The organism is Nostoc sp. (genome assembly GCF_036917455.1).
In the GTDB taxonomy this organism is placed as follows: domain Bacteria; phylum Cyanobacteriota; class Cyanobacteriia; order Cyanobacteriales; family Nostocaceae; genus Nostoc.
Map to the genome: position 1 here is coordinate 1 of NZ_JBALDK010000203.1, position 11,867 is coordinate 11,867.

Below are 11,867 nucleotides of genomic sequence, written 5' to 3' on the forward strand. Positions count from 1 at the left end.
TTAAATTATTCTATTATTAATTAGTTATTAAAATATACGGAAATCATCAGCACATTAATAATTATTTATATCAATTACGAGACTTTGATTATTTCAGCTAATAATCTACTCTAAAAAGGCTTTTTAAGTAATGTTTTCATTTCAATTGTGTGGCTGTGTGGATGATTCGGTAAAAGTAGTTAATAATCAGCATAAAGCAAGAATTTTGTGGATAACAGTAGGATTACTTACTATTTTTTTTGTTACTGAGTGGAGTGTAGGTTTATGGAGCCATAGTTTATCTTTACAAGCAGATGCAGGACACATCCTTTCGGATATTACAGCGTTAGTAATATCGTTAATTGCTAGTTTTTTAGCACAGCAACCAGCTAAGAAAAAAGCAACCTTTGGAAATCAGCGAGTCGAAGTTTTAGCAGCTTTGTTGAATGGATTAAGTTTGCTGGCGATCGCTACTTTTATCACATGGGAAGCTATTCAACGCTGGCAACATCCAGCAACCATTTTGGGCTTACCAATGTTAGGGATTGCCGTGTTAGGTTTAATCGTCAATCTGCTCAATATTACTTTGCTTCATCCCCATACCCACAACGATTTAAACTTGCGGGGGGCTTTGCTTCATATCATTGCGGATACTGCTAGTTCTGTGGGCGTAATTATAGCTGCTTTAACAGTTCATCTTTGGGATTGGTGGTGGGCAGATGTTGCTATTAGTTTAGTAGTTGCAATCTTTACGGGTTTAAGTGCTTTACCTTTAGTGCAAGAAAGTTTAAAGATTTTTTTGGAATATGCACCAGAATCAATTGACCCCGTTGAGGTAGAAATATCTATTAAATCTTTTCCTGGCGTTGTGCAAGTGGAAAAACTCCGCATTTGGACACTTAGTTTAAACAAAGTCATGCTTTGTGCCAATTTGACGGTTGAATGTACAACTATCCAAGAACGCGATCGCTTACTCAAAAAGTTGGAAAATCACATCAGAAAAAGTTTTCATATTACTGAAATAACTTTGCAGCTAACTAGTAGTACAAAACCTGCTGTACTGCCAATTCATCCTTTATTTAATCAAGATTTGATTTTAATGCTATCTCCTGACAAAGCAAAATAAAATCAAAGTATTTTTATTCGACTTTCTCCCACAATTACTTAAATTAAGATTTAAAAATTATGTTTTTTGGCATTAATTTTAATTGTCAAAACATAGCAAAAGATTATTTACTAAGAGGTTTACTAATGATGAATTTCATTCAAAAATCCCCAATGATTTCATTCTTAAAAGAGTACAAACGTACCTTCGTTTGGTTTATATCTGGTGTAGTTCTGGTAGTTTTGTTGTTCTTAGGAACATCAAATCAACAACCAGCAACAGCTACTAACCCAAGTCATACCACAGCCTCTACTCAGGTAGATGTGACTGCTACACCCTCAGACTTTGGTGCTACTCACCTAGAACCAAATTTTTATCAGTATTAACAGCTAACACTTACTCAATTAACTTGAAGGCACATTGCAATGATTTCACTTTTGCGAAAGTACAAGCGATCGCTAGCCTTTGCCATGGCTGGCTTGCTGTGTACCTTGCTGTGTACCGTTCTGCTGGTATTTGGTAATTCTGTTTTTCAGCCGACTATGGCTGCTGGTAATGGAATTAACGTAATTATCATGATTGGCGATGGTATGGGTTGGAATATGGCCCGGGCCGCAGCCGTTGCTAAAGGCGCTCCTTTTTACACCAGTGGTAAAGGTTCAGGTCTGAGCTTCCAAAAGCTAACTGGATATGGATTGGTGACTACTTACGGCACAACAATTCAAGGAAATACACCAGCTAAACCAACAGGTCAGCCCCACCTAACAGGTAACTCTGCTCTAGATGGGTCTGATACATTCACCGGTGCAAGTCCTGTTCGTCCCAACTTCTCATTCCAGCCTACTCCTTTTAATCCAGGCGATCGCCTTGATGGTAACAGTTTGGCAGATGGTAATCTCACAGGTTACGACCCTAGCAAAGGCGGCCCTCTTCCTTGGATTCCTCTGACCCCTGCTAATGCTGGAACTTATGACACAGAGTACATCAAACACAGTTATCCCGACTCTGCTAACACCGCTACAACTCTTTATACTGGCGTAAAGAGCTTTAACAACGCGATGGGTGTAGATATTTACGAGAAAAAGTTGAAAACAATCCTGGAAATTGCCAAGGAAAATAGTAAGTCTACAGGGCTAGTTACCTCTGTACCCATTAGCCATGCAACGCCTGGGGCTGCGGCTTCTTTTGTAAATCGTCGCAGCAAATACGATAGTAAGTACGACCCTACCAAGACTAACCAAGACAGTGTTCTGCAACAGACATTGCTAAACTTTCAGCCTAATGTTTTGTTGGGTGGCGGTCATCCGAAAGACTTTGACAATAAAAGTAGTACAAGTACCGCAGAGGGTGTCTTCAACTATACGTATATAACAGAAGACACTTATCAACATCTCAGCAAGAACCCTACGTCCAATCGTTATGGCTATACCTTTGTGGAACGTGGCCCTAATGCAACTCAGACACTGCTAAACACGGCTGCTAAACTCGATCCCAATAAGGGAGACAAATTATTTGGTTTATACGGTGCGCGTGGACAAGAAGGCAATCTTCCTACTAGCTCTTCTAAGGGAGACTACAGTTTGACAGGTCTGAACAACGGCTCGCTCTATAGCTCCGTTGTTAAGAGTGTAAGTCCCTGTCCATCAGGTCAGATTATTCCTGGTACATCTGGGGATTGTGTTCCTGTTGTCGATGCAGCAGGGAACCCAATTTCTGGCCCCACACCTGATACAGTCCGTCCTCTAGCTCCCGGTGAAACCGATGCTAGTTTTATCGCCAGAGAGATTAACGAAAATCCGACTTTAGCCGACCTGACCAAAGCAGCTTTAACAGTTCTAGGTAAAGACAAAGACGGCTTTTGGCTGATGGTTGAGGGAGGTGATGTAGATTGGTCTGCTCATGACAACAACATGGATAACCTAATCGGTACCATGAATGATTTTGATAAGGCAGTCCAACAGGTCATTACCTGGGTAGAGAATCATGGTGGTTGGAGTAAAAACTTACTCCTTGTAACTGCTGACCATGACCACTACTTGACTCTAAATAATGACTTTGCCTCTAAATTGACTCCTAATCCCGATCCTAATCAGGCTAGAGGCTTGAAGTATAACGCTAAGGATATTACCTTCAACAAACACAACCCTAAAGACGCTGGTCACTTCTGGGGAGCCGATCCAAATTACAAGTACCTCTGGGGTAGCCATAGCCGCAGAATTGTACCTGTTTATTACCAAGGTGCTTATTCATCAACTCTGACTCGCTCCTTTGGACAAAAGCTTGAGTTTACAGATAGTTCTGGTACTTACACTGCGCCTGGTGTTCGGGGTGTGGTCGATCAGAGTCATATCTTCCAAGCCATGAAAACTGCGATCGCAGGTAAGTCTGTAAATTGAATCCACCGCACTAAACACTAACTATGTTGCAGAGACGTGTATTACCACGTCTCTATCTCATAAAACTATTGCGGTATTTTTGCACCAGTTCTTTTATCAAGAGAAAAAAATGACTGACTCCATCTTCAAGAAGTTAGCAGCTGCAACGGTAGGAACTGCTTTGATTTTTTCATTAGGCGAGACTATCCCCGCTCAAGCAGCAGCCCTAACTTATAATTTTTTTAACGAAGATAAAACTCTCACAGGCACTTTTTCATTCGACCAAGCAGCAGCAGCAGACGATCAAGAAGTAACCATCGCTGAAGGTTTAAAGATTTCTGCTAACTATGGTGGGAAATTATACACTGAAGCGGATGATCCTTTAGCGTCAGTTTTCACGGACTTTTCGGGAACAATTTTTAACCAAGCCGGGTTAGGGTTGTATTTTACACCAAGCACTTTTAATGTCTTCCGCGATAGTTTTATCGATTTGAATGATTCAACTAGTGAGGGTGTTCAAACTGTCACTTATACAAGTATTCCAGAGCCAAGTTTGATGTTTGGATTGTCTGTATTCGGGTTGAGTTTGTTCTTGGGTAAAAAGATAGGATCTTCTAGAACATCAAGCACAAAAGCTTAAACCAGATCATCAAGAATAAACTGCCTACCAGTTGATTTGCATCTATTAAAAACAGGGTGGATAATTCCACCCTGTAAATTTTTAACATTTATAGGTCAATACAGTTTAATTTGAGTTCGATGAACCTCTCCCTGATTTGAACTTTTGTCTAGAAACGATCGCAATTTTATTTAATTTATGAAAATCGTAAGGCTCAAATTCCCGACTTCTCTAAGATGTTGGGAATTTTATTATTCAGTTGCATGAATAAAATATACCTGGATTAGTTCAGATATAATAATGACTCATTCTTTGTTGTCCTAAGTGGAGAAATTAATGGGTCGCGCCAAAAAGGTTGTCCTAGCATATTCTGGTGGAGTGGATACTTCCGTTTGCATCCCTTACCTCAAACAGGAGTGGGGTGTGGAAGAGGTGATTACCCTAGCAGCAGATTTAGGTCAGGGAGATGAATTAGAGCCAGTTCGAGAAAAAGCTTTGAATTCGGGTGCAAGTGAATCCCTCGTGGCGGATGTCAAAGACAGCTTCATTAAAGATTACGCCTTTGGAGCGATTCAAGCCAACGCCCTCTATGAAAATCGTTATCCTCTAGGAACTGCTCTTGCCCGGCCACTGATTGCTAAAGTATTAGTAGAAACGGCTGAAAAATATGGTGCTGATGCGATCGCTCACGGTTGCACCGGTAAAGGTAACGATCAGGTTCGTTTTGATGTCTCAGTCACCGCTTTAAACCCCAACCTAAAGATCCTCGCACCAGCCAGAGAATGGGGCATGAGCCGTGAGGAAACCATCGCTTATGGTGAGAAGTTTGGTATCCCCTCACCAGTCAAAAAATCTTCTCCCTACAGCATTGACAAAAATTTGCTCGGTCGTAGTATTGAAGCGGGTAGTCTCGAAGATCCTTCATTTGAGCCACCAGAAGAAATTTATGAGATGACCAAAGCGATCGCTGATACTCCTAATGAGCCAGAGTACATCGAAATTGGTTTCCAAGGTGGCATTCCCACGACGATCGACGGCATAGCTAAAAAGCCAGTTGAGCTAATTGAACAACTCAATCAGCTTGTAGGAAATCACGGCATTGGACGAATCGATATGATTGAAAACCGTCTGGTAGGAATTAAATCGCGGGAAATCTACGAATCACCCGCGATGTTAGTGCTAATTCAGGCACATCGGGATTTAGAAAGCTTGACTCTCACAGCAGATGTCACCCATTACAAGCGTGGTATTGAAGAAACTTACAGCCAAATTGTTTACAACGGTCTCTGGTACAGTCCACTCAAAGTTGCCCTGGATGCCTTTATTCAAAAGACACAAGAGCGAGTCTCTGGAACTGTGCGAGTGAAGTTATTCAAGGGTAACTCTACGATAGTTGGGCGTTCAAGCGATCATTCCCTCTATACTCCCGATTTGGCAACCTACGGAGCCGAAGACCAATTTGACCACAAAGCTGCTGAAGGCTTTATCTACGTTTGGGGGCTACCAACTCGTATTTGGTCGCGGCAAATTAAAAGTTAGGAGTTAATAGGAGCTAGGAGTTAAAATGCAAAATACAAAAGTGAAAAATAAAAAAATAACTTTTCACTTTACTCCTAACTCCTCACTCCTTACTTTTTACTTCTCACTACTCGCTTCCTTCACTTGACGAGACTCTAACCACAGGGGTACAACAATTAAGGTAGCGAGGATCAATAAGGCTGCGATCGCAAATTGACCCACCCAAGCAACTAATTGTTCTAGAGAGATAATTCTGCCAGCAAAAAAAGCTAATGTCACCATTAAACTAGCCCAAGCAACTGCTCCTAATAAGTTGTATAAAAAGAATTTTGCAAAAGGCATTTCAGCTATACCAGCTAGTGGTGCAGCAAAAACTCGCAATAACGCCAAGAAACGTCCGAAAAACACAGCTTTAGCAGCATTTTGACTAAATTGATCTTTAATAGTCAGTAGCCGTACTTCAGAAATCCGAAGTATGCTACCAACTTTTACCAGAAAAGGCCAACCACTAAGTCTACCAATCCAATAGCCACAAGTGCCGCCAATTACAGCACCCATAATTGCATCACCGAGAACCAGCCAGAAATTTAGTTCATCGCTGCCAGCTAAAAACCCGCCCACAAGGGTCACGGTTTCACCAGGAAGGGGAATGCCTAAATTTTCTAGCAAAATGCCCAAAAAGATTGCCCAATACCCGTAACTATGAGCTACTTTCTGGATATTTTCTAGGGAAATCAGCTCTAAAGACATTCCGCACCGCCGTCTTTACAAATTTTTACTTTTACTATATCTTTGCTTGTTTTTGGGCGGGGTGTCAATTAAACCGCTACATTGACTCATTAGGTCGTCATTCTAATTCTGAGTAATCCATAGTTCGTAACTCTATGGAAACTATTAATTTTTAAATATTAACTGCATAAATCTTAGCATTTGATACCACAATTTAATTTTATTTAAAAATAAATAAAATTAAATTACAAAAACTTTATATTTTTCTAGTTAAATTATAAAAATTTCGTAAAAGATACGGTTGATACCGAAATTATGAGGTCGTTATGCCTATATTTATGAAAGTTATCACAAATTATACGACATGAATACTGAAATAATTCCTCTCAATTGCACGGCTGCAATCCCATAAATATCGGGGTAAACAGCCATTTTGCATTGAAGGAGAAGAAGTATTTATGTCATTTTTCGATTTTTAGTCAACTGTTCTAATTACCCTGTTCAATTTATGATTCTCACACAAGAACTTCAAGTTATTTTGTTTAAACCCCAAGGAAGCATAGATTTAGAAGGCGGCAAAGCTTTGAGCGAACAGATGGCTGGAATAGTGCCTCAAGCTCATCAACTCTGGGTTATCGATCTAGCAGAAGTTAATTTCATGGACAGTTCTGGGTTAGTTCCTTTAGTAAAAGGGTTGAAAGCTGCACGTCAGAGCGGTTGCCGTTTAGTTTTATGCAATGTGCAAGCTCCTGTACGGCTAATTTTGGAACTTACCCAACTAGATTCAGTTTTTGAAATTTTTCCCACTTACGAAGACATTTTTACTGCCGGAAATAATAGTCTGGTGCTAGCAGCCTAGATAATAAATCTACCTATAGAAGGATGGTAGAGTCAATCAATATTTGCATATTTTCACATTTTCCTAAATATCCTCACATTGCCAAAAGTAACAGTCTGGTGCTAGCAGGCTGGTTTTTTATATTGTCTAGATCGGAAATGCCGAGGAAAGCTTACGGCTTTGATTGGGTGGTTTCAATGACAGGTAAATGAATCTGCCTAGTCGAACACCACATCTACCATAAGATATATATCTAGCAGGAAATTACCAAAATAAGTCAAAGAAAGTGCAATTCTTTGCATTTCTTCCTAGCTTTATTACTCTGAGCTAAATACTCTCTCTATATCCAATGCAACTAGCGCCAGGAAGTAGGAGGTAAGAAAGATTAGAATCCTAGTCTTTGCATTATTTCTAACTCTATAGTCATTTTCCCCTGATGTACTACTTGGATATCTCCAAGATGCTTTGCTATGACAATTTCTTACCTCTTTGATTCCACCATGATGGTAACTTTAGGCATTCTGGGGAGTTGAAATATTAGTTTGTTCGGATGCTGGGCGCGGAAAATTTGGCAAATCAATTCCACTGTGACTAGCATTGCGAGTTTTGAGTGCTAAACGGTAACTCACACTTTGCAGTTCTGCTTGCAATTGGCGATTTTCCCGTTGTAGCGTTGCTACCTTTTCTCTGACTGGTGTCATCCGCTCTTCAAACTTCCGCCGATAAATTTGAGGTAACTCTTGTACTACTTGCTCTAACATCCGAGTGCGATCTGTAAGTTCTTGAACTGACTGTCGCAATTGGTAAATTTCGGAGTCACGAGTTGTAATTTGCTCTTGGTAGAACGCTACCTGCTGCTCCACAGCTTGGAGTTGTTCTTGCAAAGCCTGCAACTGGCTCATATCGCGCTCAAGATCCGGCTGTTGGGGCATAAAACTGGTGTTACCCTTTACCAGGCGGAAGAGTTCTTGAGATAGTTGTTGCACTAATTGATCGCGGAGTTGCAACTCTTGGCGTAGCTGCGAAACTTCCGTAGAGAGAACTTGGATATTGGGTGTATCAGATTGGCTCACAGTAGCTTACAGCTCCCATTCAGAATCTTGTCCACTCTTAGGTATAACTGCGGGAGTACTACCTTTGGCAAGTATTTGTTAATTTAGCATTCCCAAATAAGTCACGGAAAAAGAAAAAGACAAAATTTTACTGAATGGGAATTGGGAATTGGGGAAGAAACTTCTTAAATAATTCCCCCTTGTCCCCCTGCTCCCTACCCCTCCCTGCTCTTAAGTCTTAGACCGTTGTAGCTACTTTAGTGGGCTTTTCCTTTTCCTCTTTAGGAGGTTTTTCCTCTGCGATATCCTGCTTAACTGTCAAATAGCGAATCACTTCTTCACTCAAGCGCATGGCGCGTTCAAAAGGAGCGATCGCAGTTGCAGGCGCAGTGTAGTTTAACTGAATATAAATCCCATCGCGGTGTTTGTTGATTTCATAAGCTAGACGACGCTTACCACGATTTTGAATTTGGATTTCCTCAGCGCCTTGATCGCGAAGCAAATTCTGATATTTTGCAATTGCTTGCTCTGCCTGTTCGTCTCCCAGGTCAGGACGCAGGATGTACATTGTTTCGTAATTTGTAGTCATATTTTCCAGTTTCCTTATGGACAAAAACGGTTGCTGATTTTAATTTATACCTGATTTAAATTTAAAATCCCAGTATTAATCAACATCGGAAGCAACAAGGAACTATAATCTTACCAGTTTTCAATTTTGTTTCATTAGCCAAATCGCCAAAGTTTGGATTTTTTGGATGTCCCTAATGAAAACTAGCTGAGAATTGCTACCCACTTACTGTTTCTAATTGCAGATAAAAGGATATTCATCAAGGTTATGGCGCAGCGCTATGTGCGAATTCGAAATCAAGAAGGACAGATTTACTATGGGATACTACAACTATCCCTGAATGTGCAGGTGTTAGATGCTCCGCCCTGGTTACAAGGACAACCCACCGATCTAACTTTGACACCAGAAAATTACCAAATTCTGGCTCCTTGCGCTCCTTCAAAAATTGTGGCGGTGGGTAAGAATTATGCAGACCATGCTGCCGAAATGGGAACTTCAGTACCTTCTGAGCCACTAATCTTTCTCAAACCACCCACGACTATTATTCCATCTGAGAAGGAAATTAAGTATCCTCGCCAGTCACAAAGAGTTGACTACGAAGGAGAGTTAGCTTTAATAATTGGCGATTATGCTTTTGAATGTACACCAGAGGTAGCCCAAACCAAAATTTGGGGCTACACCATCGCCAATGACGTAACAGCGCGGGATTTACAAAAAATGGATGGTCAATGGACGCGAGCCAAAGGTTTTGATACTTTCTGTCCCTTGGGGCCTTGGATTGTGCGGGAGTTAAATCCAGGAGCGAGATTGCAGACTTTTGTGAATGATGACCCTAACCCAGTCCAATCTGCTTGTATCGATCAGATGGTTTTTTCCCCCGATGTGATAGTTTCCTACATTAGCCAGGTTATGACGCTACTACCCGGTGATTTGATCCTTACAGGTACACCGGAGGGTGTAAGTCCATTGCATCCAGGCGATCGCGTCCGCGTCGAAATTGAAGGTATTGGTCGCCTGGAAAATACCGTAGCGACCCGTTAACAACTAGCGCACTTGCATATACACTGCATCGGAAATCGCCGGGATTTCCGCATAACGCCCACTTACAGACTGGATGACGGAATATGCAACTGCTCCCACTATGCCGATAAAAATCGTTGTGGATAGGGTTTGAATTGCAAAACCACCAACCGGAATTAATCCCACAACATCGGTGAGGATGTTAAACAAAAAGATAATGATGTCCAAAAGGATTGCTTGCATGGTGTTAAAACGAATAAAGTGACTAATTTTTTCGTTTCTGACTACCAGCAAAAATAAAGCAAAGAAAATAATCATTCCTGCATAACGCACACCGTAGTAAATTTTCAACAATGGTATAAGTGGCAGAAACAGTAGTTGTAGTGGTGGAAAGTCTGAGAACAAATATCTACCAAATACAAAAACCTCAATTAGAGGTAGCAAATAAGGCAAGCAAGCAAAAATCCGATCTGAAACCGTTGTAGACCCGCGCCAAGACATTATGCGTTCTCCTGTGGTTAAATTTCTATAGTTACTTGAGCTTAGGATAACGCAGTTGCTTGGTCTTGCTGGTAAATTAAACTATTCTATATGAGCGATGAGAAAGCCCATCATGCATTCATACTGGTCTGGCTGCTGTTGAGTAAGTTTATGAATGGCTTGACCACAGCGTAGTTCACCTCCACGCCAACGGGGTTGACCACTCCTGTCAGCGAGTAAACAAGACTGGCAAACTTGCTCAGGGGCAAGGATTTGCTCGTCCATTAAAATGACTAGCATCGAATCCCTCCTGTAAATCCTTATTGTCACCTACATTTCACTCAGGTGAGGATACATCCTTGAACCGCTTTTGTAAGGTTGTGTACGTGCTGCGCGGTTAAGTTTGTAATTAGCGATCGCACAGAACAACTTAAGAACCACATCCTACCTTTTAACAAAAATGTGGAAGACCACAATTAAGTAACACTTGTCAAGTAAATATTAATTTTTTATTGTATGTTGTGTCTATTGCAAATTGGACATTGTAGTAAAAAATAATACAAAAATATTCGCGCTAAGTTGAGCAGAGACAGCCAACGGGATCTAGTGCATCCACGTTAATTTAGGAATGGATACTGTCAAAGTTAATATTTAGGAAACAACAAAAGCTTTACCCACAAGCACCACGGCAATCCATTGAAGGTCTCTTGATGCGATTAGTTAAAGGGTTAGAAGTCAAGTAAGTAAAACTGAGTTAACTAGATAGCCATTTAAGGGGTGCATTTGCAAAATACTGGGGTAAACTTGCAAGCAAGTTAATACACAATATTACTCAGCAGCTCGTCGGTCTGGGCATCACTCACAATGGAACACTGGCAATTTCTGATACAGAAGCAAGGCGATCGCTCGTGGCATATCCTAGAATCGCCAAATTTGGCAATTTCGGAAGGACAGTATAGAGTTTTAGCTCGTTCTAGCCTTCCTAATACAGACGTGGAAGTGCGGGTAACTCACTCTTCAACCCAGGAAGTTCAACCAACGCGGCGAATTTTCAAGCGATCGCGTTGCACTAATTCAGAAGGCTTAATGGCGGTAATTCCTTTTACCCACTTTGATGCGGGAGTTTGGGAGTTGCGCTGTAATGGCGATTTGATGTCGGATCTACTTGGTAAATCTTGGCAATACAGCGTTCAGCTTCGAGTATTATCCCAGGAAGAAGAAGTGGAGCAAGGGGAGAATGTAGAATCAAATTCACCCGATGGCCAAGATACTATTTTTAAAAGCTTAAAATCCACTGCCCCAGCAGAACCTGTAATTGCTTTAGATAATGCGATCGCAGTTTCGGCATTGGCAGTTACAACAGTTGTTCCAGATGAAGAAAACTTGGATGTTGTCCCAGCAGAACCTGTAATTACGCTAGATAATGCGATCGCAGTTTCGGCATTGGCAGTTACAACAGTTGTTCCAGATGAAGGAAACTTGGATGTTATCCCAGCAGAACCTGTAATTACGCTAGATAATGCGATCGCAGTTTCGGCATTGGCAGTTACAACAGTTGTTCCAGATGAAGGAAACTTGGATGTT

Annotated in this window: 12 protein-coding genes and 1 pseudogene; 8 read left to right on the forward strand and 5 right to left on the reverse strand. The window is 41.1% G+C overall.

What is annotated here, in order from left to right; translation table 11 throughout:
* Window positions 1-130 precede the first annotated feature (130 nt).
* The 5 genes from V7K42_RS21965 (at window position 131) to V7K42_RS21985 (ending at window position 5,617) form a co-directional block, all read left to right on the forward strand.
* The gene (locus tag V7K42_RS21965) at window positions 131-1,105 is read left to right on the forward strand and encodes a cation diffusion facilitator family transporter (RefSeq protein WP_334919428.1); all 975 of its coding nucleotides are present in this window, start codon (window positions 131-133) and stop codon (window positions 1,103-1,105) included.
* Window positions 1,106-1,230: 125 nt separating this feature from the next.
* Window positions 1,231-1,470, forward strand: a complete 240-nt coding sequence (locus V7K42_RS21970) for a hypothetical protein (protein ID WP_334919429.1) — start codon at window positions 1,231-1,233, stop codon at window positions 1,468-1,470.
* 39 nt (window positions 1,471-1,509) lie between these two features.
* The gene (locus V7K42_RS21975; RefSeq protein WP_334919430.1) at window positions 1,510-3,480 is read left to right on the forward strand and encodes an alkaline phosphatase; all 1,971 of its coding nucleotides are present in this window, start codon (window positions 1,510-1,512) and stop codon (window positions 3,478-3,480) included.
* Window positions 3,481-3,589: 109 nt separating this feature from the next.
* Window positions 3,590-4,099: a PEP-CTERM sorting domain-containing protein gene (locus V7K42_RS21980; protein ID WP_334919431.1), complete on the forward strand. Its 510-nt coding sequence runs from the start codon at window positions 3,590-3,592 to the stop codon at window positions 4,097-4,099.
* A gap of 315 nt (window positions 4,100-4,414) precedes the next feature.
* Window positions 4,415-5,617, forward strand: coding sequence for an argininosuccinate synthase (locus V7K42_RS21985; protein ID WP_334919432.1), 1,203 nt, complete (start codon window positions 4,415-4,417; stop codon window positions 5,615-5,617).
* A 96-nt stretch (window positions 5,618-5,713) separates the two neighbouring features.
* Here V7K42_RS21985 and V7K42_RS21990 read toward each other — a convergent pair whose 3' ends face one another.
* Window positions 5,714-6,346: a DedA family protein gene (locus V7K42_RS21990; RefSeq protein ID WP_334919433.1), complete on the reverse strand. Its 633-nt coding sequence runs from the start codon at window positions 6,344-6,346 to the stop codon at window positions 5,714-5,716.
* A 487-nt stretch (window positions 6,347-6,833) separates the two neighbouring features.
* Here V7K42_RS21990 and V7K42_RS21995 point away from each other — a divergent pair, with 487 nt between their 5' ends.
* Window positions 6,834-7,184, forward strand: a complete 351-nt coding sequence (locus tag V7K42_RS21995; protein ID WP_334919434.1) for an STAS domain-containing protein — start codon at window positions 6,834-6,836, stop codon at window positions 7,182-7,184.
* A gap of 491 nt (window positions 7,185-7,675) precedes the next feature.
* Here the strand turns inward: V7K42_RS21995 and V7K42_RS22000 are convergent, their stop codons facing one another.
* Together V7K42_RS22000 and rpsF are read right to left on the reverse strand one after the other, a co-directional pair.
* Window positions 7,676-8,236 (reverse strand): Npun_F5560 family protein, encoded by a 561-nt coding sequence (locus tag V7K42_RS22000; protein ID WP_094332359.1) that lies wholly within the window; start codon window positions 8,234-8,236, stop codon window positions 7,676-7,678.
* 217 nt (window positions 8,237-8,453) lie between these two features.
* Complete coding sequence (gene rpsF, locus V7K42_RS22005; protein ID WP_334919435.1) at window positions 8,454-8,804, reverse strand: 30S ribosomal protein S6; 351 nt, start codon at window positions 8,802-8,804, stop codon at window positions 8,454-8,456.
* Window positions 8,805-9,050: 246 nt separating this feature from the next.
* Here rpsF and V7K42_RS22010 point away from each other — a divergent pair, with 246 nt between their 5' ends.
* A complete protein-coding gene (locus V7K42_RS22010) occupies window positions 9,051-9,824 on the forward strand; it encodes a fumarylacetoacetate hydrolase family protein (protein WP_334919436.1) in 774 nt (257 codons plus the stop codon).
* 3 nt (window positions 9,825-9,827) lie between these two features.
* Here the strand turns inward: V7K42_RS22010 and V7K42_RS22015 are convergent, their stop codons facing one another.
* Both V7K42_RS22015 and V7K42_RS22020 read right to left on the reverse strand, forming a co-directional pair.
* Window positions 9,828-10,304, reverse strand: coding sequence for a Tic20 family protein (locus V7K42_RS22015; protein ID WP_094332362.1), 477 nt, complete (start codon window positions 10,302-10,304; stop codon window positions 9,828-9,830).
* Between the two features lie 81 nt (window positions 10,305-10,385).
* Entirely contained in the window at window positions 10,386-10,583 is a 198-nt protein-coding gene (locus V7K42_RS22020; RefSeq protein ID WP_094332363.1) for a hypothetical protein, read from the reverse strand.
* Window positions 10,584-11,147: 564 nt separating this feature from the next.
* On the opposite strand from V7K42_RS22020, the pseudogene V7K42_RS22025 reads away from it, so the two are divergent.
* Window positions 11,148-11,867: pseudogene (locus tag V7K42_RS22025) on the forward strand (hypothetical protein); the annotation flags it as partial.